The organism is Mycolicibacterium pulveris (assembly GCF_010725725.1).
Taxonomy (GTDB): domain Bacteria; phylum Actinomycetota; class Actinomycetes; order Mycobacteriales; family Mycobacteriaceae; genus Mycobacterium; species Mycobacterium pulveris.
In genome coordinates, this window is the sequence record NZ_AP022599.1 from 1,736,808 (window position 1) to 1,760,483 (window position 23,676).

Consider the following 23,676-nt stretch of genomic DNA (forward strand, 5'->3'; position numbering starts at 1 on the left):
CCCCGGCTACGGAATCAGTTGTCGCAGACCCCGCTTTATGCCGCCTTGACCAGTGTTTTCGCTCGCAGATCGCTTATGGTCATCCAACGGATTTCGTAGTAATCTCCGAGCAGGTTGAGTTAACAGCCGACTGGTGGCGTCATAGGCGCAGGGCGGCAAGCTCTGGCGCACGGCTTTAAGACGTAGGGCCCGTTTTCTGACGGCACCCGCAGTACGAAGCGTTAATTTCGGCTGAGGGAGTCCACGTGTCTGCTGCAGTAGGTACCTACCGGGTGTTCCGTCCCGCCCCCGAGGCGCTGGACCGGTGCGAACACCACCATCGCGCGCGGTTCTCCGCGTCGCACCGCGCGTCCGAGGTCGTCGTCACGGTGGAAGGCGAGGTCGACGCGACCAACAGTCGGGCCATGGCCACATATGTGGAGTCACAGCTGCTCGGCGTCTCGCATCTGGTGCTGGACCTGCGGCTGGTCGACTTCTTCGGCACCGCCGGGTTCGCCGCCCTGCACAACATCAACGTGGTTTGTGCCCGCAGCGGGGTCACCTGGCGGCTGCGCTGTGGCCGGCAGGTGCGCCGGCTCCTCGCGATCTGCAATCCCGAGGCCGCGCTGCCGCTGGAGAAGCCGCAGTCGGTGCTCGACGACCTGCGGGCAGGGGACCGCGCGCTGGCCTGATCAGCCCGCCGCCAGCACGGCCACGCAGTCGCGGGCGATCGCCAGTTCCTCGTTGGTGGGCATCACGAGCACGGTCGTCGGCGAGCCGTCGGCCGAGATGCGCCGTGCGGTCTTGGCGGGGCCGGCGTTGAGCTGCTCGTCGAGCTCGATGCCCAGCCCGCCCAGTCCCGTCATCGCGTCGCGGCGCACGTTGACGTCGTTCTCCCCCACCCCGGCGGTGAACACGATGACATCGGTTCTTCCGAGCAACGCCATGTAGGCGCCGATGTACTTGCGCAGCCGGTGGATGTAGACGTCGTAGGCCAATTGCGCTGCCGCATCGCCCGATTCGATCTGTTCTCGAAGCTCGCGGAAGTCGATCTCGCCGCCGAGACCGAACACGCCCGAGCGCCGGTTGAGCATCTCGTCGATCTCGTCGACGCTCATCTTGGCGGTTCGGGACAGGTACAAGATGATGCCCGCGTCGACGTCACCGGGGCGGGTACCCATCACCAGCCCCTCCAACGGGGTGAGGCCCATGGAGGTGTCCACGGGTCGCCCACCGGCGATGGCCGACGCGGACGCACCGTTGCCCAGGTGCAGCACGATCTGGTTCAGCGACGTCAACGGGGCGTCGAGGAACACCGCGGCCTGCTCGCTGACGTACTTGTGCGAGGTGCCGTGAAACCCGTACCGGCGAATGTGCCACTTCTCGGAGACGGTCCGGTCGATCGCGTAGGTGGCGGCGGCCGCGGGGAGGTCGTGGAAGAAACCGGTGTCGAACACGGCGATGTGAGGCAGGTCCGGAAGGAGTTTACGGGCCACCTCCATGCCGAGCACGGACGGAGGATTATGCAGGGGCGCAAGCGGTGCCAGCTCACGCATCTTGGCGATCAGCTCGTCGGTCACCGGCGTCGGCTCATAGAAGCTGCGGCCGCCGTGCACGGCGCGGTGGCCGACGGCCACCAGGTTGACGGTGTCCAGGCTGGCGCCCGCCTCGTCCAGCAGGTCGAACGCGGTGCGCAGGGCCGCCTCGTGATCGGCGATGGCCGGCCCGTCACGACGGGCTTCGCGGTCACCGACGGTCATCCCCGCCAGCGCGGAGTCCTCTCCGATGCGCTCCACGGTGCCGTCGGCCAGGGACGCACCCGAATCGGGGTCGATGAGTTGGCATTTCAGTGACGACGAGCCTGAGTTGACGACCAGTACGGTGCGGCCGGGCGCGGTCATCAGCGCTCCCCTTGGGCCTGAATCGCGGTGATGGCAACGGTGTTCACGATGTCCTCGACCAGCGCGCCCCGCGACAGATCGTTCACGGGCTTGTTCAGACCCTGCAGCACGGGGCCGATCGCGATGGCGCCCGCGCTGCGCTGGACCGCCTTGTAGGTGTTGTTGCCGGTGTTGAGATCGGGGAAGATCAGCACGGTCGCGCGGCCGGCCACCTTCGAGTCGGGCATCTTTGTTGCGGCAACCGACGGTTCCACCGCTGCGTCGTACTGGATGGGGCCGTCGACCAGTAGGTCGGGGGCCCGCTTGCGTACCAGCTCAGTTGCCGCCCTGACCTTTTCCACGTCGGCGCCGGAGCCGCTGGTGCCCGTCGAGTACGACAGCATGGCGACCCGCGGTTCGATGCCGAACCGTGCCGCGGTGTGCGCCGAGGAGATCGCGATGTCGGCCAGCTGCTCTGAGGTCGGGTCCGGCACGATCGCACAGTCCCCGTAGGCCAGCACGCGATCGGCAAGGCACATGAAGAAGATGCTCGACACCGTGGAGACGCCGGGCGAAGTCTTGATGATCTCGAACGCGGGCCGCACCGTGTGGGCGGTGGTGTGCCGGGCCCCCGAGACCATGCCGTCGACCATGTCGTTGTGCACCAGCATGGTGCCGAAATAGGAGACGTCGTGGATGATCTCGCGGGCGTGCTCGACGGTGACACCTTTGTGCTTGCGCAGTTCGGCGTACTGCTCGGCGAACTTGTCGCACAGGTCGCTGGTCTGCGGGTTGATGACGGTCGCCGACGAGAGGTCCACCCCGAGTTCGGCGGCCCGGAACCGGATCGCCGATTCCTCGCCGAGGATGGTGAGATCGGCGACCTTGCGCCGCAACAACCGGCCGGCCGCCCGCAGGATGCGGTCGTCGTCGCCTTCCGGCAGCACGATATGCCTACGGTCCGACCGGGCCTGGTCCAGCAGCTGGTAGGTGAACATCTGCGGGGTGACGACGTCCGGGATCGGAATGGCCAGCTGCGCCAACAACTCCGCGACGTCGACGTGGGTCTCCATCAGCTGCAGCGCGGTGTCGATCTTGCGTTGCGAGGAGGTGGTCACTCGGCCCCTGGTCGCCGCCACCCTGCTCGCGGTCTCGAACGTGCGCAGCCCCGTCGCGATGATCGGCAGCCGCAGGCCGAGACCGGAGACCAGCGCGGCTATCGAAGGATGCAGCTCCAGACCACCGTTGAGGATGATGCACGACAGCGACGGAAAGCCCTCGGCGGCATGGGCGCTCGACAAGGCGAGCACCACATCGGAGCGGTCTCCGGCGGCGACGACGCCGACGCCTTCGGTCAGCCGCTCCAGGACGTGTTCGGCGGTCATGCCTGCGACCATCATGCTCATCACCTCGCGGTTGAGCAGCGCCGGGTCGCCGATGACCATCGAACCGTTCACGGCCCGCTGCAGCTCCGCGACCGTCGGCGCCACCAGCAGCGGTGACTCGGGCAGCACATAACAGTTCGGCTCGAAAGCCTCGAGGGCCTCGGCGACCGCCGCCAGCTGCTCCGGATCGCAGCGGTTAGCCACCACGGCGGCGGTGTGCGCGTGCTGGGCCGCCACCTCGTCGAGACAGATGTCGACGATCTTGGCGACCTGCTCGGGGCTGCGGTCCTTGGCCTTCACCGCCAGCACCACCGGCGCCTTCAGGTTGGCGGCGATGCGCGCGTTCGTCGACAACTCGCTGGGGGTGGCGACGTCGGTGTAGTCGCTGCCGACGACAAGCACCGCGTCGCACTGTTCGGCGACCTGGTGGTAGCGATCCACGATGTCGGCGATCGCCGTGTCCGGGTCGTCGTGCAGCTGCTGGTAGGTCACGCCCACACAGTCTTCGTAGGTCAGCTCCGCATTGGCCTGGGCGAGCAGCAACTCGAGGATGTAGTCGCGCTGTTCGCCCAGCCGGATGATGGGGCGGAAGACGCCTACCCTGGCAACCGTTGCGGTCAAGCGGTGCAGGATGCCGAGAGCGATCGTCGATTTGCCGGTGTCGCCTTCGGGTGCAGCGACGTAGATCCCGTGTGAATGAGCGGGCACGGGAGCCAGCCTAAGGCAACCGCCGGCCACCGGTCGGGCTGAAAACCGACCGATTGCGAGGTGCTCATCGCCCGATTTTCCACCGCTCGGTAAAAATTTTGTGTGATCTTAGTCTCAGTAAAGCATATTACGTTTGCGTAGCCAATGATGTCTGACGTATCAACAAGTCAGAGCTATTAACCTCTTTGTAAATTTGCTTGCGAGTGCAAATCTAGCAAACTCCCGCAACGGCGCGGCGAGTGTATTGGTAGGCCCCCGGCATTGCGAGGACCATGACTGACACCGCGCTTCGCACCAACCTCGCGACGCATGCCGCCAAATTGCACGCGGTGTCGCCGCAGCAGCCCGGCGTCGAGGTCCCACACCGGCGCCCGTTGATAGCGGAGCTGCCCTTCGCCGCCAGGATCGGGATCGCTGCCGCGCTGGGCCTCCTCGGCTACTTCGGGGTTTTCGGGCACGCCATCGCCGATGCCGCGGCCGGCTCACGCGCCACCCCTCTGGTGGTCGTCCCGCTGCTCATGGTGCTGATCGCCACCGGCTACCGGCGGCCGTCGCGCGGCGTCGGTGATTCGGAATCCGACTGGATCATCGCCGCCTTCGTGGGGGTCGCGAGCTTCACCGCGATCTATCTGTTGACCCAGCGGATGCCGACGCTGTCCTCGTTATGGCACCTGCAGTCCCTGGGGTTCGTGGTGTGGTTCGCCTGTCTGCTGGCGGTCCTCCTCGGTGCGCGCCATGTGGTGCGGATGTGGAAGCTGTGGGTCTTCGCCGTGTGCTGCGCGACGCCCCTGCCGTTCCTGCTCGCCGCTTCCGCGCTGGGTGGCTCCGACGACGCCGTGGCCCTGCTGGCCGCCGGCGTCGGTGCGGTCGCGGTGTTTTTGGCGTCCGAAACCGTTCGGTGGGGGCCGCGGCTGCTCGCGACGGCAGGGTGCTTCGTCCTGGCCGCCGTCGTCGTGGTGTCCCTCGACGCCTACACCGGTCTGTTCGCCGCGGTCATCGTCGGCGGCGGAATCCTGCCGGTGGCAACCGTTGTCGTGTTGCACCGCGCGACGGCCACGACCGGCGACGAGGCGGATCCGTCCGCGCCGCGGCTGCCGCGCCTGTCGCCGGTGTCGGTGGCGGTCCTGGCAGTCATCGCGATCGCGTTGGCCGTCGTGAACTATCCGGCCGCTCGTCCGGCCGACGTGCCTGTGGTCACGGCCGACTGGGCCGCCCGCGCCGGGCTCGGAGCTCCGACGGTCTATCCCTTCATCACCAGGACGCTGGGTGCGGACGCGACGCTGGTGCGCTACTCGCTTCCCGGTGCCGCCGGAAAGCCCGCAGCCGCAGTCGATGTGATGTCCAGCCCCAACCGGGCGGCGCTCGACGACCTCACCGGCGCGGTCTGGTATCCGAGCGCCAGCCCCGTCGAGTACCGGCCCGCGCCGACGGCCGCCGACGCGCCCCCCGGTGCGAGGGTCGTGCACAGCAACGCGGACGCCGCGACATACGGCGACGACCAGCACTGGTACGCCGTCACCTGGGATTGGCACGCCGCCAGTGCTTACCAGCGCGTCACCGTGATCGTCAGCCAGGCGTTCGACGGGCGTGACATGCCGCCTGCCCCCGCACCGCTGTCGCTGGTGGACACCTCGGTGAGGCCGGCGCTGTGGACGACACGGCAACAGCCGCACGTCGACGGCGAAGTCGACCCGGCGGTGATCAACCGCGCCGACCGACTGACGCGACAGCTTGTCAGGTCGGCCGAGGTGGTCGGGGCGCCGACGAGGTGACAAGGACGGCGACACCGGCGTCTCTGCCGTCTCACTTCTCGGCCCGCACGGCACTGAACCGAAGGTCGATGCTGCGGTTCGGCGCGCTCGCGGTTCTCGTGGTCGGTGCGGTCATCGCGGCGCCGCGCATCGTCGCACCGCTGCTGACCGGTGTGGTCGCGTTGCTCTACCTGGCTGCCACGCTGGACCGAAATTACCTGTTGTTCACCGGCCTTCGAGCGTCGGCGATGGTGCGCGTGACCCGCGAGGAGGCGCTGGCGCTGTCCGACGACGAGCTGCCCGTGTACACGGTGCTGCTACCCGTCTACGACGAGCCGTCGATCGTGACGAACCTGCTCAACGGGGTGGGCAAGCTCGACTATCCGCGCGACAAACTGGAAGTGCTGCTGCTCGTCGAGGAGGACGACGTCGCGACCCAGGCGGCGCTGATCGGCGCGGAGCTCGAGTCGGTCCGATTGGTGCTGGTTCCCCACAGCCTGCCGAAGACGAAGCCGAAGGCCTGCAACTACGGCATGTCGCTGCCCGATCTGCGCGGCGAGATGGTGACGATCTACGACGCCGAGGACATCCCCGACCCGCTGCAACTACGCCGTGCGGTGGCCGCATTCCGGCGGCTACCCGACGAGATCGGTTGCCTGCAGGCAAGGTTGGGCTACTTCAACGAAAGGCAGAACCTGCTGACCCGGTGGTTCTCGCTGGAGTACGACCAGTGGTTCGGCGTGATCCTGCCCGCCGTCGAGAAGGCGGGTTGCGTGGTCCCGCTCGGCGGTACGTCGAATCACATGTCGACCCGCATCTGGCGCGAGGTCGGCGGTTGGGACGAGTTCAACGTCACCGAGGATGCCGATCTCGGCGTGCGGCTGGCGCGGCACGGTTACCGCACGCTCATCCTCGACTCGATCACGTTGGAAGAAGCCAACTCCGACGTGGTGAACTGGATCAGGCAACGGTCCCGTTGGTACAAGGGCTATCTGCAGACGATGCTCGTGCATCTGCGCGATCCCACGGGGCTGCGACGTGAAATCGGAACCAAGGCCATCCTGCGGCTGCTGAACATGACCGGCGGAGTGCCGGTGACCGCCGTCTGCAATCTGGTGTTCTGGTTCACGATGCTGGTATGGGTGTTGGGTCGCCCGCCCGTCATCGCCATGGTCTTTCCCCCGATGACCTACTACGTCTGCTTGGCGTTGTTCCTCATCGGCGCTCCGCTGTCGGTGTACTCCGGGCTCATCGTGACCAAGGAACTCGGTAAACCGCATCTGTGGCCGGCGGCGCTGCTGACCCCGCTGTACTGGCTGCTTCAGGCGGTAGCCGCCGTAAAAGCCATCTACCAGTTGGTGTTCCGGCCGCACTTCTGGGAGAAGACCGTGCACGGCCTGACCCAACCGCATACCTCGCCACCATCTACTGGAGGTCGACGGTGAAGACACTCACCCGAGCCATGGCGGCTGCCGCCATCGTCATCACAACCCTGTGGGCGCAGCCCGGGCTGCCGAATGCCTCGGCCGAGCCCCGTGGCCAGGAGGTGCCCGGCTCGAACGTGACACCGCCGATCGTCTGGCCCGAGTTGGGGCTCCCGGATCGCCTGGAGCTGATCGGGGCCAACCAGACCACCGGCGTCTCGGTCCCCGTGCCCTCGGGAGTGAAACCGACGACCCTGACCGGTCAGATCGGGTCGGTGGTCAACATCGACCAGGGCCGGATCGAGGTCCTCGACGGCCGCGGCATCGTGCTCGGCACGATCCCCGTGCCGGGTGATCTGGCCACCGTTCCCTTCCGCGTCGACATCTCCCGCGCCGAGATCAAGGACGGTCAGGCCCAGCTCAACTTCGTGCTGCGCGACAAGACCGCCGCTACCGACAGCTGCTCGCAGCCACCGGCGTTGGCATTGAGCCAACTCGCCGCGGCGTTCTCCGGCCCGACACCGGATCCCAAAACGGTGGCGGATTTCCTGCCGGGCTACCTCGACCAGGTGCTGATCCGGGTTGGCTCCGCGCCGACTGAGAGCCAGCAGCAGGCGGCGCTGGATCTGGTCGCCGAGCTCACCCAGTTGTATCGGCCCATGCCGGTGCGCATCGAGGTGGACAACGCCGACGGCCCGGTGCCGCCCGGCCGTAGCATCGCGCGGCGGGTGATCGACATTCGCGACGGTGGCACGGCGGGGCTGAAGGTCGAAAAGCCCGGCACCCCCGACGCGGTGCTGGCGATCACCGGCACCGGGCAGGAACTCGTGCAACAGGTCGACCTGTTCGCCGACCGTCGCTTCAGCCTCGCCCAGAACCCCTCGGCTGCAACGCTTTCCGCGCTGGAGGACCGCAGCGAGGCGACGAACATCAAAACCTTCGCCCAGCTCGGCATGACCGGTGAGGCCTCGGTGCTGGGAACCAGCACGCTGTACGCGGGTTTCGACGTGAGCAAGTTCGCGCTCGGGCCGATCAGCCACGCGAAGGTACATCTGAAAGCCAAGTACACGCCCGTGGTCGGTGGGGAGGCATCGGTGTTGATCCGCTCCGGGTCGACGGTGCTGGCCACCCGCGTGCTCGACGAGTCGGGCGTGCTCGACGTGACCGGTGACATCCCTCCCGAGTCGATCACCTCGACCATCGGCTTGGCGATGGAGCTGCGGTACACCCCGCGCCAGGAATGCGCGCCGGTCAACGACCGCATGACCTTCGCACTCGACCCGCAGTCGACGGTGACCGTGACGCCAGGAACCCACAACCGTGGGGGCTTTCCGATCCTGCCGATGGCGTTCACCCCGGACTTCGATGTCGCGATCGACAGCCCCGACCACCTGACCTACGCCGCGCAGGCAATCAACCTGATGGGACAGCAGACGACGGTGGCGTTGCGCCCCCGGCTCACCACGTTCGCCACCGCCGTCGCGTCGGGCACCGGCCTTCTCGCGGTCACCGGGGGCAGCGAGTTGGCCGACGCGGGAATGAACCCGCCCATCCAGCCGGGCGCACCGAACACCGTGAGCTACAACGCGAGCCCAGGGACCGATCTGGATCTGGGCGGCCCGCTGGGCGTGGTGCAGGCGTTCACCCACAACGGGCGCACGGTGCTGGCGATTTCGGGAAGCGGGGACTGGTCGCTGGTCGGCGATGCGCTCAATTACATCCGCGGCCTGGAGAATCGCTGGGCGTCGTTGAGCGGTGATGTCGTCGCGACGGGCGCCGAGCGCCAGACGGTCAACCTGACCGTGCGCGAGGGCGGCGGGCTGGTCAACGAATATCCCGGCGACCACTGGAAGTGGTGGGCGTGGGTATCGGTGGCCGCCGGTGCGGCGATCGTGATCGCAGCGGTGACGCTGCTGGTGGTTCGCAGACGACGGAGAACACAGTGAGGTGGTGACCGTAGGCCCGGCGCTCGCCGGAAATCTAGGCGCCGACACCCCCGCACCCACCCCCGCCCCTGAACCGCGGCGCGGCTGGGGTGTCGGCCTGTTCGTCGCGCTCGCCGGCCTCTACTTCGCCGTCGGGGCCGTACTGATCCTGCGGTTCAACATGTTCGACCCCGACGCACCGAGCCGGGTGGCCAACGCCGGCTATGTGGTGATGAGCCGGCACCCACACCTGTCCGCGATCGGGTTCGTCTGGAACCCACTGCCCAGCATGGTGCAGATACCGATTCTTCCGCTCAGCCAGTGGTGGCCGGAACTGAAGACGCACGGCCTGGCCGGCGTGCTGCAGAGCGCGTTGTTCATGGCGGGCGCGGCCGTGATGGTGCGGCGCATCGCGCTGGACCGCGGCGTCGGGACGGTGTGGCGGTGGTTGGCGGTCGGCTGCTTCGCGCTGCAGCCGATGATCATCATCTACGGCGCCTCCGGGATGAGCGAGGCGGCCCAAATCTTCTTTCTCTTGTGGTGCGCGCGCCACCTCATGCAGTGGGTGCACCTGCAGCGGGTGGGCGACCTCGCTTGGGCCGGAATCGCATTGGGCCTCGGCTACCTATGCCGCTATGAAGCGGTACCCGCCGCGTGTGGTGCGGCCCTGCTCGTCGGCGTTGTCGCGTTCCGCGCCGCGCGCCGATCGCAACGCGTCAACGACGCCGTGATGAGCGTGATCATCGTGCTGTTCCCGTTGGCCACCGCGTTCATCGTGTGGGCGTTGACCAGCTGGGTGGTCTCGGGCGAACTGTTCGCGACGTTGTCATCGCAGTACGGCAACGACAGTCAGGTGAGCGCGGCGATGGAGCGTGGCGGGCCGCTTGCCGAGGCGGCCTCCAGCGACTGGGTGGTGATCGCCGCGCGGCTGCTGGGCATGCAACCGTTCGCCCTGCTGGCCGTGGCGATCGCCGTCGCACACAGCCTGCTGCGCCGGAAGGCCGACGCGTTGGTGCCGATCGCGGTGTTCGGACCGGTCCTGGCGTTCGCCGTGTGGGGTCAGTACACGTCGGCCACGTTCGGCTGGTTCCGGTTCTACCTGCTGGCGATCCCGCTCGTCGTCTGTGTCGCGCTGGCGCTGTGGGAGCCGGGCACACCACGGCGGTGGCGTGCGGACAGCGCGGCGAACCGCACCGGTGCGGCGTTGCTGTGCCTCTCGCTGACGGTCGGCATCCCGGTCACCGTGGCGGCGATGGCCGACGAGCGGATCGGCAACCAGCAACTCCAGTTCGGGCTGAGGTCGCTGTTCGACGAGGAACGGTATCCGCCCGCCGAACAGTGGTACCGCCGACTGATGGTCAACGACCGGGCGCTGGCCGAATACTTCGACCGCAAGCAGCTTCCCGACGGCGCCGTGCTGATGGACACGTTCAACACCTGGGGCATCTGGCTGGCGTCCGATCGGCCCCGCCAGTTCCTGATCACCAGCGACTACGACTTCACCGCCGCGTTGAACCGGCCGTGGGACTTCGGTGTGCAGTACATCGTCGCGAGCAACCCGAACATCAGCAACGCCGACGCGCTGAACCTGCGCTACCCGACGCTCTGGCAGGACGGCGCCGGGCTGGGCACCCTCGTGCATTCGGTGTACGGTGCGACCGGCGACGAGCGGTTCCGGGTCTACCGCACCACGGGCCGGCCCGCGGTCACCGAGCCGACGGAAGAAGAGATCAACCGAGACGGCGCAACCGCGGCGCCAGATCCTTCTGAAACAGATCGAGAAACCGGCGCTGATCGTGCCCCGGCGCGTGGAACACCAGGTGGTTGAGCCCCCACTTCACGTACTGGCCAACCTTTTCCACGGCCTCGTCGGGATCTGACGCCACGATCCAGCGCTTGGCGACCTGCTCGATCGGCAGCGCGTCGGCGGCCTTCTCCATCTCGATCGGATCGTCGATGCTGTGCTTCTGCTCGGCGGTCAGCGACAGCGGCGCCCAGAACCGGGTGTTCTCCAGCGCCAGATCCGGGTCGGGGTCATAGGAGATCTTGATCTCGATCATCCGGTCGATGTCGTCGACGCTGCGGCCCGCGGCCTCGGCGCCCTCAGAGACAGCGGGGATGAGCTTGTCCTTGTACAGCTCCTCGCCCTTGCCCGACGTGCAGATGAACCCGTCGCCCGCACGCCCGGCGTAGCGGGCCACCACGGGGCCGCCGGCGGCGACGTAGACCGGGATGCCGCCCACGGGCACGTCGTAGATCGACGCCCCCTTGGTGTGGTAGTACTCGCCGTCGAAATCCACCCGGTCGCCGAGCCACAGCTCGCGCATCAACCGCACGGATTCGCGCAGCCGGGCGAACCGCTCCTTGAACTCCGGCCACTCGCCCTCGTAGCCGGTGGCGACCTCGTTGAGCGCCTCCCCGGTGCCCACCCCGAGGAAGATCCGGTCCGGATACAGGCAGCCCATGGTGGCGAACGCCTGCGCGATCACAGCCGGGTTGTACCGGAACGTCGGCGTCAGCACCGAGGTGCCCAGCACGATCCGCTTGGTGCGTTCGCCGACCGCGGTCAGCCACGCCAGCGAGAACGGCGCGTGGCCGCCCTCGTGCCGCCAGGGCTGGAAGTGATCGCTGACCGTCGCGCTGTCCATGCCGTGCGCTTCGGCCGCCACGCCCAGTTCGACGAGCTCGCGCGGGGCGAACTGCTCCGCCGACGCCTTGTATCCCAGTTTGAGTTCAGCCACGCGTTCGTTTCTACTCCACTGCCTACACTCGCGGGATGGCACCGGTCGTTACCGAGCTTGTTCAGATCACCGACGCCGTCCATTTCGCCCACACCGACCTCGTCAACTGGACGCTGGTCACCGACGGCGACGGTGTGTTGCTGATCGACGCCGGGTTTCCCGGCAGCCGCGAGGACGTGCTGGAGTCGCTGCGCCGGCTGGGTTTCGGCGTCGACCAACTGCGCGCGATCCTGCTCACCCACGCGCACATCGACCACCTCGGCTCGGCGATCTGGTTCTCGAAAACCCATGGCATACCCGTGTATTCGCATGCCGCCGAGGTGGGACACGCCAAGCGCGAGTACCTCGAGCAGGCATCGCCGCTCGACATCGCCAAGCACGTCTGGCACCCGCGCTATCTCGCGTGGACCGTGGCGATCACCCGCAAGGGCGCGTTGACGCGGGAGGGGATTCCGGCCACCCGGCCGCTCACCGAGGACGTCGCCGCGGGGTTGCCCGGCCGGCCGATGGCGATCCCCACCCCCGGCCACACCGGCGGCCACTGTTCGTACGTGGTCGACGGCGTGTTGGTCAGCGGTGACGCGCTGGTCACCGGCCATCCCCTGGCCCCGCGCCAGGGCCCGCAGCTGCTGCCCCAGCTGTTCAACCACGACCAGCACGGCTGCGTGCGCAGCCTTGGCGCGCTGGCGATGATGGACGCCGAGGTGCTGCTGCCCGGGCACGGCCCGGTGTGGCGCGGGTCGGTGCGGGAGGCCGCCGAAACCGCCAGGCGCGGCGCGACTCTCAGCTGAGGGTCTGGTAGCCCAGCAGGAAGATCGCCGTCAGGCACAGTCCGCACGCCACCACGATGGCAGGCATCAAGATCATGCTGTCGAGTTCGTCGTCGTCGAGCACGTCGTCGCGGAACCGGCCGAACAGCACCCGCGCCACGCCGGTCCTGCGGAACACGCGAACCAGACCGCGCACCGCCCTGGTCTCCCGCCTGCGGCCGATGAACACCCGCGACGCCAACCCGAGCACAAAGGTCACGGCGGCGGCCAACAGGATCAGCCAGCCGACGGTCGTCTGCGTCCAGGTCACATGCCCACTTCCGGTGTCGTCGGTGCCTTTCGGCTGGCGCGGTCTTCTCCGGGGTACCCATCCAGCACCTTGACGAACGCGACGGGAAACACCTCGCCGTCGGCGGGCAGCGGCTCGTCGAGCCGGGTGTATCCGGTTGCCAGATAGAGCGCCTCGGCCTCGGGTTGGCGGTCGCCGGTCATCAGGTACACGCGTCGGTAGCCGCGTGCGGCGATCTCGGTTTCCAGCGCGGCGAGCAGTGCCTTCGCGTGGCCCCGGCGCCGATGCCGGCTGTCGGTCCAGATGCGTTTGAGTTCCGCGGTGTCGGCGTCGAAGCGGCAGAACCCGCCGCCGGTCACCGGCTGTCCGCCGAGCAACCCGACCAGCAGCCCGCCATCCGGCGGGGCGAAGGCCCGCGGCGGCACCGAGCGCAACCACTTCATGACGCGCTCCTCGGTGCCGCCGTATCGGCCGGCGTACTCGACGGCCAACTCGGCAAGCAGCGGCTGCGCCAAGGGATGGTCCTGATCGACCGAAACGAAGCGAAGCGACATGCCCTCAATGTCTACCGTGGCAGCGCACTTCCACACCTAACTTGACACGTGTAAAGTCCGGCCGCATGGACAACATCAGGGGCAAGACCATCGCGATCACCGGTGCTGCCCGCGGGATCGGGTACGCCACCGCGAAAGCGTTGCTGGAACGCGGTGCGCGGGTGGTCATCGGCGATCGCGACGTGGCGTTCCAGGAGTCGGCCGTGGCCCAGCTCACCAAGCTCGGCCCGGTGTCGGGCTACCCGCTCGACGTCACCGACCGCGAGTCGTTCGCGGCGTTTCTCGACAAGGCCCGCACCGACGGCGGCGGCCGCATCGACGTGCTGATCAACAACGCCGGCGTGATGCCGATCGGCCCGTTCATCGAGCAGTCCGAGCAGGCCATCCGGTCCGCGATCGAGGTGAACCTGTACGGCGTGATCACCGGCTGCCAGTTGGTGCTCGGCGACATGATCGCCCGCCGCAGCGGGCACATCATCAACATCGCGTCGTTGTCCGGGCTCATCCCGGTGCCGGGGCAGGTCGTCTACGTCGGTGCGAAGTTCGGCGTGGTGGGGCTTTCCGCGGCGCTGGCCGACGAGGTCGCGCCGCACGGCGTGGAGGTGTCGGTCGTCATGCCGCCGTTCACCAAGACCGAGTTGATCTCGGGCACCAAGAGCAGCGGCGCCATCAAGCCGGTGGAACCCGAGGACATCGCCGCGGCCGTCGTCAAGACGCTGCAGAAGCCGAAAACCCATGTGGCCGTTCCGGCTCCGCTGCGGTTCACCGCTCAGGCCGCACAGATGCTCGGCCCGCGCGGACGCCGGTGGCTGAACAAGAAGCTCGGCCTGGACCGGGTGTTCCTGGACTTCGACACCGCCGCGCGCCAAAGCTACGAGCAGCGCGCGCAATCCGCGCAGGGCGTGGTCGAGGAATAAGACTGCCGAACGTTCCTTACCACTCGAAGTTCCGCGGAAATTTCGAGCGGTAAGGAACGTTCGCGGCTGCAAAGTTGGCCTAATATGGTGCGCCCGCAGCGCGTAAAGCCGCGCGGGTGCGACCGATGATGACATCGGGGCGGTTGCGCAGCATGTTTGCGCTGACGCGGATGATCCGCCATCCCAAGGCTTGGAATTTGGCCTGCTTCTCGATGTCCCTCTCCCGGACCTGTGGATCCGTCCAGTGTTGAATCCCGTCGTACTCCACGCCGACACACCAGTCGTCCCAGCCCATGTCGATGCGGCCGACGAAAACGCCGAATTCGTTGAAGACCTCAAGTTGCGTGCACTGTGGCCGCAGCCCGGCCCGAGTCAGGATCAGTCGGGTGCGCGTCTCCTGGGGCGACTCGGCTCCGGCATCAGACAGGCTGATCGCTTCACGCAACTGGACGATGCCCCGAGCACCGCGGTGGCGATCGGCGAGCAGCTGGATATCAGGGGGCTTGAGATCAGTCGCCTGCATCAGCGCGTCGAGCCGGATCACCGCTGTGGTCAGGCCACGCCGGCGGCCCAGGTCGTACGCCGTTCGGGCGGCTGTGGTCGCCGGTATGCCATTCACGACGCAAACCTCGTCATCTGCGAGCTTGTCGGAATGCAGCAAGATCCCCTTGGTCTTGTGGCGATGTGGTTGGTTGATTTCGGCAGGTAGGTGCGCATCGATCCATTGCATGCCGTGTAGTGCGGCGGCGGAAAGACCCGCAGCTGTGGCACGCCGCTCCGACCACAGCCACGCCGCCACGGCCTTGTCAACGGGCGCTACGACGTATCCGCTGGGTACATAGACGTTGCGAAACACCGCATCGTGTCGGGTCGCCAGCTGGTACCGATTGACGACACCAGCTGCCACCGCCTCTGAACCAATAAACGGGCGCATGGGTATAGGACGCGCCTGGGCCGCCATCCGGTTCCATGCCCGGCGAACGTTCCTTACCGCTCGAATTTCGGCCGAAACTTCGAGCGGTAAGGAACGTTCGCGGCCGCCTTGAGAGCGCTAAGCGCTGAAGCTCGGTACCGGATCGCCGTGGCGGTATGCCTCGATCACGTCGAGGCACTCGAACAGCTCCTGGAAGCCGAACTGGTAGTCATCGGCGGTGCCGACGAACACGACGTGAACGATGTCGGTGTCGTCGGCCGCGGTCAGCACGATCGTCGTCATATCGGCGATCTCGTCGTCGTCGAGGTCGGCCTGCGACGGCGGGTAGCACCACAGCGCCGACTCCTCGTCGGAGGCGTCCTCGTCGAAAACCCAGCCGCGCTCGCTGATTCGCTGATCGAACTCCTCGAGCAGCGCGGCCGTTTCGATGTCGTCGGACAGCGAGGCCATGACCGCGTCGGGCACCCAACGCTCGTTGCGTGCGGCCCGGCGTTTGCGCCGCCGCGCCTTCTTGGCCTCGGACCGCTTGGACACTAACCCAGCGCCTGGTCGATGTCGGCGATGAGATCGTCAGTCTCCTCCAGCCCCACCGAGATTCGCACCACCCCGTCGCCGAGGCCGATGGCTGCCCTGCCCTCCGGACCCATCGCCCGGTGGGTGGTGGTGGCTGGATGGGTGACCAATGACTTGGCGTCGCCGAGGTTGTTGGAGATGTCGATGAGCCGCAGCTTGTCGAGCACCTCGAAGGCCCGCTCTTTGGTGCCGCCTTTCAGCTCGAAGGTGATCACCGTGCCGCCGCCGGTCATCTGCCGCTTGGCCAGGTCGTACTGTGGGTGCGACTCGAGGAACGGGTACCGCACCCAGCTCACGGCGGGATGGTTCTCCAGGAATTCGGCGATCCGGTGTGCCGACGTGTTCTGGTAGTCCACTCGAACCTTCAGCGTCTCCAAGCCTTTCAACAGCGTCCACGCGTTGAACGCGCTGATCGCGGGCCCGGTGTGGCGCATCAGCTTCTGCACCGGCTCGTCGATGTAGGTCTTGTCGCCCAGAATCGCCCCGCCGAGCACGCGGCCCTGCCCGTCGATGTGTTTGGTACACGAGTACACCACGACGTCGACGCCGAGCGGTAAACCCTGTTGTAGGATCGGTGTCGCGAAGACGTTGTCCAGCACCACCTTTGCGCCAGCAGCATGCGCGAGGTCGCACACCGCGGCGATGTCCACCAGCGACTGCATCGGGTTCGACGGGGTCTCGAAGAACACCGCCGCGGTCGGAACCGACAGCGCCTCTTCCCACTGGGACAGATCCTCGCCGTCGACGAACACCGTCTGCACGCCCCACCGGGGCAGGATCTCGTTGCACACCACGAAGCACGACCCGAACAGGCTGCGCGCGGCGACCAGCCGATCACCGGCGCCCAGCAGCGCGCCCAATGAGGTGAACACCGCGGCCATCCCGGTGGCCGTCGCGAAACATGCGGGCGCGCCTTCGATCAGGCGCAGCCGCTCCTCGAACATCGAGATGGTCGGGTTGCCGTACCGCGAGTACACATAGCGGTCGATCTCGCCGGTGAACGCCTTCTCGGCCTCGGCGGCCGACGGGTAGACGTATCCCGAGGTGAGGTAAATCGCCTCGGCCGTCTCGTCGAAATGCGACCGCAACAATCCGCCGCGCACTCCGATGGTGCCCGGGCCCACGCCGTCGGGCAGCGGGGCGGGGCGGCGCACCGAGGGCACCTCCTGGCCGCTCATGACTGCCTCCAGGGCAGACCGACAGCCTTCCACCCGGACCCGCCGCGGTGGCGGTGCTGGTCGAGGTCGCCCTCGAACCCGTCGAGAATGTTGTAGGACGGAGCGATACCGGCCGCGGTGGCGGCCTTCGCGGCCGCGATCGAGCGATTGCCCGAGCGGCACAGGAACACCACCGGCCGGTTGGGTGCGGCGCCGACCTTTGCGACGAGGTCGTCGACGAACGCCTCGTTGGTGGTGCCGTCGGTGCGGTTCCATTCGATGAACACGACATCACGCCCCAGCGTGGCCAGATCCGGTACCCCGACGAAGCGCCACTCGGCTTCGGTGCGACAGTCCACCAGCACCGCCTCGGGGACGTCGGTCAGCAGCGTCCAGGCCTCCTCGGGCGTGATGTCTCCGGCATAGCTCACGAACCGAAGTGTCCCACAGCTACCTTGGGCCGGCCGAACAGACCTTCCATGCCCCGTCCTCGCGGACAAAGCTCATGGTCACACTGGTTTTGGTGTCCGGCGCCTTGTCGAAGTGATACGTCGCCTTGGCGCTGGCCCGGTCCCCGTCGACCTTGATGTCGGTGACGTCGTCGACGTAGCGCGCACCCCGCGAGTCGACCGAATTGCGTTGCTCGGCAAGCACATCAGCTTCGGTACCCTGCTCGGCCGCGCAGGTGTAGGTGCGGAAGTCGGCGTAGCTGAGTCGCTGCAGCGCGTCGTTCTGGCCGACCGCCGCGCGGGCCACCTGCTGCTCGGCCGACGGCTCGTCGTCGCCCAACAGGTTGAACAGCGCGATTACGATCACGATGAGCACCACCACGCCCAGCGCCGCCAGAAACGGCGTCATGGTCGGCCGGTCGGCAGGGGTCTGCTCGGACACGGCTACCAGAGCCCGCGCAGCGCGGTGGTGACCCGCTTGGCGCGGTCGCGGGCCACGATCGGATCGGCCGCGGTGGCCAGGGCCACCCCCAGGCGGCGCGGGGTCTCGCCGTCGTCGGGCCGGTTGAACAACCGCACGTCGCTCTCGGCGACGGTCAGCGCGTCGGCGAGCGCGACCTGCGGATCGACGTGCGAGCCGGTGGTCGGCTCGGCGCCGGCGTAGACCACCTCGGCGGCCGCCGGGGAGACCATGATCGTGTCGACCGGCAGCCCGAGGATCGCCCGGGCATGCAGCTCGAACTCCGAAAGTCGTTGGGAGCGAAGCGTCACCAGGCCGCTGTCGTGCAGCCGCGGGCGCACGCTGTCGAAGTACACCTCGTCGCCGCGCACCAACAGCTCGACGCCGAACACGCCGCGCCCGCCCAGCGAGTTCACGATGCGCGCGGCGATCGATTTCGCGACGTCCAGCGCGGCAGGCGGCATCGGCTGCGGCTGCCAGCACTCCAGCACGCCGCCGTCGACCTGGCGGTGCCCGATCGGCTCGCAGAAGTGCACGGCCGGCCCGGTCGGTCCGGTGGTGCGGACGGTCAGCAGGGTGATCTCGAAGTCGACGTCGACGACGGTCTCGGCCATCACCCGGTTGTGCGGGATCCGGCCGGCCACCACCGCGCGCTGCCAGGCGGGCTCGACATCCTCGGCGCGTAGCAGCACCGACTCGCCCTCGCCCGGTGCCGCCGCGACCGGCTTGACCACCAACGGAAAACCGGCGTGCTGGGCCACCGCGGTCAGCTCCTCGACTGAGCCGGCAAACCAGAACGGCGCGGTGGGCAGGCCGAGTTCGTCAGCCGCCAGCCGGCGCAAGCCCTCGCGGTCCAGCGACAGCCGCGTGCTGCGCGGTGTCGGAAACACCTCGACGTCGCCGCGCTCGGCGACGGCGATCAACGCGTCCGCGGCGATCAACCCCGCCTCGGCCACGACGTAACGCGGGCTCTCCTTCTCGATCAGCGCGGTCAACGCGTCGGCGTCGTTCATCCGGGCCACGACGGCCCGATCAGCCACCCCGTGCGCCGGCGCGTCGGCGTAGCGGTCCACCGCGATGACCTCGGCGCCCAGCTGCTGAAAGGCCAGCGTGAGCTCGCGGCTCAGTTCGCCGGCGCCGAGCAGCATCACCGTCGAGCGCGCTGCCGCGGGCTGCGCCGGCGTGTCGTCCTCAGTCATGTCACTCATGGCGAGGTCCACCCTGCCAGATGCCGGGCCAACGGGTTCAGGCCCGGCTCTGAAATATTGGAGGACATGTCGCGACGCGTGTCCTGGACACTGGCAGTTCTCGTGATCGCCCTGTCCGGGGTCCTGATGGCACTGGCCGGCAGCGACGAATCGAGCAGCCGCTCGCCGGTGCCGGTGCCCGACAGCGCCGAGTCCGCCCGGGTCGACGAGCTGCGCGCGCAGTTCCCCGGCGGTGACAGCGCGCCGGCGATCATCGTCGTCACCCGTGCGGACGGCGCCGCGCTGAGTTCGGCCGATCTCGACGCCGTCAACCAGAACTGGCCGGCTCAAGTCTCGTCCGACGGCCAGGCGGCGCTGGCGGCCATGCCGATGGACGCCGACCTGTCCGGCTTCGAGCTCACCGACGCGGTGACCGAGCTGCGCGAGGACGCCGCCGAAGGGCTGCCGCCGGGGCTGCGCACGGAGGTCACCGGCGGCCCGGCGTTCGGCGCCGACATCGCCGACTCGTTCTCGGGCGCCAACATCACCCTGCTGGCGGTGACGGCCGCCGTCGTCGCGCTGCTGTTGATCATCACCTACCGCTCCCCGGTGTTGTGGCTGGTGCCGTTGGCGGTGATCGGGTTCGCCGACCGGGTGGCCGCGGTGCTCGGGACCGCCGTCGCGCAGGCCCTCGGCATGACGCCGGACGGGTCGACCGGCGGTATCACCAGTGTGCTGGTGTTCGGGGCGGGCACCAACTACGCGTTGCTGCTCATCTCGCGGTACCGAGAGGAGTTGGGCCGCAACGATAACCACCGCGTGGCGCTGGCGGTCGCGGTGCGCCAGGCCGGCCCCGCGATCCTGGCGAGCAACGCGACGGTGGTGCTGGCACTGTTGACGCTGTTCTTCGCCTCGTCGCCGAGCGTGCGCAGCCTCGGGGTGCAGGCCGCGGCAGGTCTGATCGTCGCGGCGGTGTACGTGCTGCTGGTGTTGCCGCCGCTGCTGGCGCTGTTCGGCAGGCGGTTGTTCTGGCCGTTCATTCCGCGGGTCGGCGCCAAACCCCTTACCGACAGCGGGATCTGGCACCGCATCGCCGAATCGGTGGCTCGCTGGCCCGGCAGCGTGGCGGCGGTGTCGATTGCGGGGCTGGCACTGTTGTGCATCGGGGTGTGGAACACGCCGGTCGGGCTGTCGCAGACCGAACAGTTCCGGGTGCAGGCCGAGTCGGTCGCCGGATACGAGCGCCTGTCAGAGCACTTCCCCAGGGGCCTGACCGACCCGGCCCACGTCGTCGCCCCGACCGAACGCGCCGCCGACGTCGAACAGGCGATCGTCGCCACCCCCGGCGTGGTGTCGGTGACCCAGGCGGGCCAAAGCGCCACCGGGCTCACGCAGTGGTCGGTGGTGATCGACGCGGAACCGGCGTCAGACGAGGCGTTCACCGTCGTCGACGAGCTGCGCGCCGCGGTGGGCGAGGGCGCCCTGGTCGGCGGATCGGACGCCACCGCGCGCGACGCCAGCGCCGCGGCGGGCCATGACCGGTTGGTGGTGGTGCCTGCGATTCTGGTGGTGGTGCTGGCGGTGTTGTATGTGCTGCTGCGGTCGGCGCTGGCGCCGCTGGTGCTGGTGGCGGTGACGGTGCTCAGCGCGCTGGCCGCGCTCGGGCTGGGTGGCTGGGCCAGTGTGCACCTGTTCGGCTTCCCCGCGCTGGACAACAACGCGCCGCTGTTCGCGTTCCTGTTCTTGGTGGCCCTCGGCGTGGATTACACGATCTTCCTGGTCACCCGCGCCCGCGAGGAGACGCCCGAGCATGGCACCCGCGACGGCATCGTGCGTGCGGTTTCGGCCACCGGCGCGGTGATCACCAGCGCGGGGATCGTGCTCGCGGCGGTGTTCTGCGTACTGGGCGTGCTGCCGCTGATCGTGCTGACGCAGGTGGGCATCATCGTCGGCCTCGGCATCCTGCTGGACACGTTCCTGGTGCGGACGGTGATCATCCCGGCCTTGTTCACGCTGATCGGGCCGCGCATCTGGTGGCCGGCGCTGCGCGGCGCCTCCGGCGCCGATACCGCCCAACGGGACATTTCGGCGGGAAAGTGCGAGTAAAACCGCCCAAAAGGTAGATCTCGCGGCGCTCGGGTGCGCGGGTAACGTCTAGGCATGACCCAGGCTGCCGAACTTCCGCCGCTGCACATGCGGCGCGACGGGCTGGAGCCGACGCCGGCGTTGCGTGAGATCCGGGAACGCACCGGGATCCGCACGGTGACGAACTCGTTCGGCATGCAGGTGTACCTGATCACCCGGCACGACGACATCAAGGCCGTGCTCTCGGACCACGAACGGTTCTCCAACACTCGCCCGCCCGGCTTCGTGCTACCCGGCGCGCCAACGGTTTCCGACGAGGAGTTGACCAGGGCACGTGCGGGCAACCTGCTCGCCCTCGACCCGCCCGAGCACCAGCGGCTGCGGCGCATGCTCACCCCGGAGTTCACCATCCGGCGGATGAAGCGGCTGGAGCCGCGCATCGCGGAGATCGTCGACCAGCAGCTCGACGCCATGGCCGGTACCGGCCCGCCCGTGGATCTGGTGCAGACCTTCGCGCTCCCGATTCCGTCCCTGGCGATCTGCGAACTGCTCGGCGTGCCCTACGACGACCGCGACGAATTCCAACAGCGCAGCGCACGCCAACTCGACCTGTCCACACCCATTCCCGAACGGCTGGAGTTGCAGCGACAGGGCCGCGCCTACATGGCGTCGCTGGTCGAGCGAGCCCGGCGAGAGCCCGGCGACGACATCCTCGGCCTGCTGGTGCGTGAGCACGGCGCCGAGCTCAGCGACGACGAGCTCGTCGGCGTCGCCAGCCTGCTGCTGCTCGCCGGCCACGAGACCACGTCGAACATGTTGGGACTGGGCACGCTGGCCCTGCTGCGGCATCCCGACCAGCTCGCCGCGGTGCGCGACGACCCCGACATCGTCGCGCCCGCAGTGGAGGAGCTGATGCGCTGGTTGTCGATCGTGCACAACGCGATCCCGCGATACACCACCACCGACGTCGAGGTGGCCGGGGTGAAGATCCCGGCCGGTGAACTCGTGTTCGTCTCGCTGCCGTCGGGCAACCGCGATCCGGACTTCATCGACTCGCCCGAGGTGCTCGACATCCGGCGCGGCGCCATCGGGCACCTCGGGTTCGGCCACGGGGTGCATCACTGCCTCGGCGCGCCGCTGGCGCGGATGGAGATGCGTATCGCGTTTCCCGCACTGCTGCGCCGCTTTCCGACCCTGGCGCTGGCCGAGGACTACAACGAGGTGCAGTTCCGGGCGTTTCACTTCATCTACGGTCTGAAATCATTGAAGGTGACATGGTGAGAGTGCAAGCCGATCGCGACGTGTGCATACAGGCCGGTAACTGCGTGATGGTTGCCGGCGCGGTGTTCGACCAGGACGACGACGGCATCGTGACGGTCCTGGTCGATGAGGTGCCTGACGATCAGCTGGCCAATGTGCAGGAAGCCGTCAAGCTGTGTCCGTCGCAAGCGCTCCGGTTCGTCGAGTGAGCAGCGAAGACCGCTCCCAACTAAGTGGCGCCAGCACCAGAAGGCCCGAAGTGCAGTAGCGCCCTACTTAAAGCGTCACGACACCTCGACGGCAAAGTACCCCAAAGGCGCGACCTCCGGTTGACACGTCCGGAAGGGGTATGGCCATGACCAGAATTCGACGAGGTGGAGACAACGCGCGAGGCCATCTCCAAACGTACGAGCAGAAGTCAGCTCCCACGCCGCAAATCCTCGCCGCTCTCGCAGCGGGCATGTTGACGGTAACCGGCGGCGTCACAGTGGAAAACGTTTCCAGTGCGGTAGATGTGTTACCCAAAGCTGCCAGCCACGGAAACAGCACGACACGAAATGTCACCGACATTCATCCGGCGATGCTGGCCGCATCGACACCGTTGAACGCCGGCGGAAGCTCGGCACCGGTCATCGTGGCCACACTCGGCCTACTCGCCCCGTCCCCGGCCCCGCCGACAGCATCCGGCTCCGCCGCCGATCCAGCACGGGTTTCCATCAATAGGTCCCAACCGAACTTCTTTGCCCCGCAGCGCTTTCGGATCGCCTCCGCACTCTTGGGTGATGGGATCTCTGCAACGCGAGCTGCGAACCCCTCAGCTGCGCTGGTGGGCGGGACCAACTTCGTCCACCTGATCGGACCCGGCGGATGGCTGATCGGCAATGGTCTCGACGGCGACGAGCCGGGTGAGGACGGCGGCCCTGGAGGCCTTCTGTGGGGTAACGGAGGCAAGGGCGCGGATGGCGCGCCCGGACAAGCCGGTGGAAACGGCGGCCGCAGTGGGCTGTTCGGCAATGGCGGCGCAGGAGGGACGGGTGGCCTGGGCGGCCCCGGGCGGCAACGGCGGGGACGCGCAACTGTTCGGCAATGGCGGCGCAGGAGGGGCGGGCGGTGCAGGCTCCCCCGGTGCAGATGGCGTCAACCCGGCGTGGGACGGTGTCAGCGTCGCCGGAACGGGCGCCGACGGTATCGATAGTCCGGCCAATTCCTCGGCCGGAACGAACGGCTACGACGGTTACGACGGTCGCG

23 protein-coding genes are annotated in these 23,676 nt (G+C 68.0%); 11 read left to right on the plus strand and 12 right to left on the minus strand.

Annotated elements, in window-relative coordinates; genetic code table 11:
- Nucleotides 1-245: 245 nt before the first annotated feature.
- Nucleotides 246-671: an STAS domain-containing protein gene (locus G6N28_RS08615; protein ID WP_235674509.1), complete on the plus strand. Its 426-nt coding sequence runs from the start codon at nt 246-248 to the stop codon at nt 669-671.
- On the opposite strand, the gene G6N28_RS08620 is transcribed toward G6N28_RS08615, so the two are convergent.
- Both G6N28_RS08620 and pta read right to left on the minus strand, forming a co-directional pair.
- Nucleotides 672-1,880: an acetate kinase gene (locus G6N28_RS08620; RefSeq protein WP_163899404.1), complete on the minus strand. Its 1,209-nt coding sequence runs from the start codon at nt 1,878-1,880 to the stop codon at nt 672-674.
- Nucleotides 1,880-3,952, minus strand: coding sequence for a phosphate acetyltransferase (gene pta, locus G6N28_RS08625; protein ID WP_163899406.1), 2,073 nt, complete (start codon nt 3,950-3,952; stop codon nt 1,880-1,882). Before pta ends, G6N28_RS08620 begins: the two co-directional genes overlap by 1 nt.
- Before the next feature lie 272 nt (nt 3,953-4,224).
- Here pta and G6N28_RS08630 point away from each other — a divergent pair, with 272 nt between their 5' ends.
- From G6N28_RS08630 to G6N28_RS08645, 4 genes are all read left to right on the plus strand, one after another.
- Nucleotides 4,225-5,724: a hypothetical protein gene (locus tag G6N28_RS08630; protein WP_163899409.1), complete on the plus strand. Its 1,500-nt coding sequence runs from the start codon at nt 4,225-4,227 to the stop codon at nt 5,722-5,724.
- Between the two features lie 68 nt (nt 5,725-5,792).
- Nucleotides 5,793-7,148, plus strand: coding sequence for a glycosyltransferase family 2 protein (locus G6N28_RS08635; RefSeq protein ID WP_163899413.1), 1,356 nt, complete (start codon nt 5,793-5,795; stop codon nt 7,146-7,148).
- Complete coding sequence (locus G6N28_RS08640) at nt 7,145-9,073, plus strand: hypothetical protein (protein ID WP_235674510.1); 1,929 nt, start codon at nt 7,145-7,147, stop codon at nt 9,071-9,073. The genes G6N28_RS08635 and G6N28_RS08640 overlap by 4 nt, the downstream gene beginning before the upstream one ends.
- 4 nt (nt 9,074-9,077) lie before the next feature.
- On the plus strand, nt 9,078-10,880 hold the full coding sequence (locus G6N28_RS08645) for an ArnT family glycosyltransferase (protein WP_163899414.1): 1,803 nt from the start codon (nt 9,078-9,080) through the stop codon (nt 10,878-10,880).
- On the opposite strand, the gene fgd is transcribed toward G6N28_RS08645, so the two are convergent.
- Nucleotides 10,783-11,793 carry a glucose-6-phosphate dehydrogenase (coenzyme-F420) gene (gene fgd, locus G6N28_RS08650; RefSeq protein ID WP_163899415.1) on the minus strand — a complete coding sequence of 337 codons (1,011 nt, stop codon included), beginning with the start codon at nt 11,791-11,793 and terminating at the stop codon, nt 10,783-10,785. The genes G6N28_RS08645 and fgd overlap by 98 nt on opposite strands.
- A 35-nt stretch (nt 11,794-11,828) precedes the next feature.
- Here fgd and G6N28_RS08655 point away from each other — a divergent pair, with 35 nt between their 5' ends.
- Complete coding sequence (locus G6N28_RS08655; protein ID WP_163899416.1) at nt 11,829-12,584, plus strand: MBL fold metallo-hydrolase; 756 nt, start codon at nt 11,829-11,831, stop codon at nt 12,582-12,584.
- On the opposite strand, the gene G6N28_RS08660 is transcribed toward G6N28_RS08655, so the two are convergent.
- Nucleotides 12,577-12,873: a hypothetical protein gene (locus G6N28_RS08660; RefSeq protein WP_163899417.1), complete on the minus strand. Its 297-nt coding sequence runs from the start codon at nt 12,871-12,873 to the stop codon at nt 12,577-12,579. The two genes, G6N28_RS08655 and G6N28_RS08660, sit on opposite strands and share 8 nt — an antisense overlap.
- Nucleotides 12,870-13,406 carry a GNAT family N-acetyltransferase gene (locus G6N28_RS08665; RefSeq protein ID WP_163899418.1) on the minus strand — a complete coding sequence of 179 codons (537 nt, stop codon included), beginning with the start codon at nt 13,404-13,406 and terminating at the stop codon, nt 12,870-12,872. Before G6N28_RS08665 ends, G6N28_RS08660 begins: the two co-directional genes overlap by 4 nt.
- A gap of 65 nt (nt 13,407-13,471) precedes the next feature.
- Between G6N28_RS08665 and G6N28_RS08670 the strand changes: the two genes are divergently transcribed.
- Nucleotides 13,472-14,323, plus strand: a complete 852-nt coding sequence (locus G6N28_RS08670) for an SDR family oxidoreductase (RefSeq protein WP_163899419.1) — start codon at nt 13,472-13,474, stop codon at nt 14,321-14,323.
- A gap of 79 nt (nt 14,324-14,402) precedes the next feature.
- Here the strand turns inward: G6N28_RS08670 and G6N28_RS08675 are convergent, their stop codons facing one another.
- From G6N28_RS08675 to purT, 6 genes are all read right to left on the minus strand, one after another.
- Complete coding sequence (locus tag G6N28_RS08675) at nt 14,403-15,284, minus strand: endonuclease domain-containing protein (RefSeq protein ID WP_235674511.1); 882 nt, start codon at nt 15,282-15,284, stop codon at nt 14,403-14,405.
- A gap of 90 nt (nt 15,285-15,374) precedes the next feature.
- Nucleotides 15,375-15,791 (minus strand): hypothetical protein, encoded by a 417-nt coding sequence (locus tag G6N28_RS08680; RefSeq protein WP_163899420.1) that lies wholly within the window; start codon nt 15,789-15,791, stop codon nt 15,375-15,377.
- A complete protein-coding gene (locus tag G6N28_RS08685; protein WP_163899421.1) occupies nt 15,791-17,008 on the minus strand; it encodes an O-succinylhomoserine sulfhydrylase in 1,218 nt (405 codons plus the stop codon). Before G6N28_RS08685 ends, G6N28_RS08680 begins: the two co-directional genes overlap by 1 nt.
- Nucleotides 17,005-17,418, minus strand: a complete 414-nt coding sequence (locus G6N28_RS08690) for a rhodanese-like domain-containing protein (protein ID WP_163899422.1) — start codon at nt 17,416-17,418, stop codon at nt 17,005-17,007. Before G6N28_RS08690 ends, G6N28_RS08685 begins: the two co-directional genes overlap by 4 nt.
- Before the next feature lie 19 nt (nt 17,419-17,437).
- Nucleotides 17,438-17,845: an Rv0361 family membrane protein gene (locus G6N28_RS08695; RefSeq protein WP_163906002.1), complete on the minus strand. Its 408-nt coding sequence runs from the start codon at nt 17,843-17,845 to the stop codon at nt 17,438-17,440.
- A gap of 35 nt (nt 17,846-17,880) precedes the next feature.
- Nucleotides 17,881-19,104, minus strand: coding sequence for a formate-dependent phosphoribosylglycinamide formyltransferase (purT, locus tag G6N28_RS08700; protein ID WP_407664944.1), 1,224 nt, complete (start codon nt 19,102-19,104; stop codon nt 17,881-17,883).
- Nucleotides 19,105-19,170: 66 nt separating this feature from the next.
- Here purT and G6N28_RS08705 point away from each other — a divergent pair, with 66 nt between their 5' ends.
- Genes G6N28_RS08705 through G6N28_RS08715 form a run of 3 tightly spaced genes read left to right on the plus strand, consistent with a single transcriptional unit; the run spans nt 19,171 to nt 22,637 of the window.
- Nucleotides 19,171-21,189: an MMPL family transporter gene (locus G6N28_RS08705; protein WP_163899425.1), complete on the plus strand. Its 2,019-nt coding sequence runs from the start codon at nt 19,171-19,173 to the stop codon at nt 21,187-21,189.
- 54 nt (nt 21,190-21,243) lie between these two features.
- Nucleotides 21,244-22,449 (plus strand): cytochrome P450, encoded by a 1,206-nt coding sequence (locus G6N28_RS08710; protein ID WP_163899427.1) that lies wholly within the window; start codon nt 21,244-21,246, stop codon nt 22,447-22,449.
- The gene (locus G6N28_RS08715) at nt 22,446-22,637 is read left to right on the plus strand and encodes a ferredoxin (RefSeq protein WP_163899429.1); all 192 of its coding nucleotides are present in this window, start codon (nt 22,446-22,448) and stop codon (nt 22,635-22,637) included. The genes G6N28_RS08710 and G6N28_RS08715 overlap by 4 nt, the downstream gene beginning before the upstream one ends.
- Before the next feature lie 361 nt (nt 22,638-22,998).
- Here the strand turns inward: G6N28_RS08715 and G6N28_RS08720 are convergent, their stop codons facing one another.
- The gene (locus G6N28_RS08720) at nt 22,999-23,145 is read right to left on the minus strand and encodes a hypothetical protein (protein ID WP_163899431.1); all 147 of its coding nucleotides are present in this window, start codon (nt 23,143-23,145) and stop codon (nt 22,999-23,001) included.
- A 109-nt stretch (nt 23,146-23,254) separates the two neighbouring features.
- On the opposite strand from G6N28_RS08720, the gene G6N28_RS27415 reads away from it, so the two are divergent.
- Nucleotides 23,255-23,623 carry a PGRS repeat-containing protein gene (locus G6N28_RS27415; protein WP_407664945.1) on the plus strand — a complete coding sequence of 123 codons (369 nt, stop codon included), beginning with the start codon at nt 23,255-23,257 and terminating at the stop codon, nt 23,621-23,623.
- The last annotated feature ends 53 nt before the right edge of the window (nt 23,624-23,676 follow it).

Excerpts from the sequence above, each read along its gene's own strand:
- G6N28_RS08620 (WP_163899404.1), bottom strand. The coding sequence starts at position 1,880 with ATGACCGCGCCCGGCCGCACCGTACTGGTCGTCAACTCAGGCTCGTCG.
- G6N28_RS08630 (WP_163899409.1), top strand. The coding sequence starts at position 4,225 with ATGACTGACACCGCGCTTCGCACCAACCTCGCGACGCATGCCGCCAAA.
- G6N28_RS08635 (WP_163899413.1), top strand. The coding sequence starts at position 5,793 with ATGCTGCGGTTCGGCGCGCTCGCGGTTCTCGTGGTCGGTGCGGTCATC.
- G6N28_RS08655 (WP_163899416.1), top strand. The coding sequence starts at position 11,829 with ATGGCACCGGTCGTTACCGAGCTTGTTCAGATCACCGACGCCGTCCAT.
- G6N28_RS08665 (WP_163899418.1), bottom strand. The coding sequence starts at position 13,406 with ATGTCGCTTCGCTTCGTTTCGGTCGATCAGGACCATCCCTTGGCGCAG.
- G6N28_RS08670 (WP_163899419.1), top strand. The coding sequence starts at position 13,472 with ATGGACAACATCAGGGGCAAGACCATCGCGATCACCGGTGCTGCCCGC.
- G6N28_RS08675 (WP_235674511.1), bottom strand. The coding sequence starts at position 15,284 with ATGGCGGCCCAGGCGCGTCCTATACCCATGCGCCCGTTTATTGGTTCA.
- G6N28_RS08685 (WP_163899421.1), bottom strand. The coding sequence starts at position 17,008 with ATGAGCGGCCAGGAGGTGCCCTCGGTGCGCCGCCCCGCCCCGCTGCCC.
- G6N28_RS08695 (WP_163906002.1), bottom strand. The coding sequence starts at position 17,845 with ATGACGCCGTTTCTGGCGGCGCTGGGCGTGGTGGTGCTCATCGTGATC.
- purT (WP_407664944.1), bottom strand. The coding sequence starts at position 19,104 with ATGAGTGACATGACTGAGGACGACACGCCGGCGCAGCCCGCGGCAGCG.
- G6N28_RS08705 (WP_163899425.1), top strand. The coding sequence starts at position 19,171 with ATGTCGCGACGCGTGTCCTGGACACTGGCAGTTCTCGTGATCGCCCTG.
- G6N28_RS08710 (WP_163899427.1), top strand. The coding sequence starts at position 21,244 with ATGACCCAGGCTGCCGAACTTCCGCCGCTGCACATGCGGCGCGACGGG.
- G6N28_RS08720 (WP_163899431.1), bottom strand. The coding sequence starts at position 23,145 with ATGGAAACCCGTGCTGGATCGGCGGCGGAGCCGGATGCTGTCGGCGGG.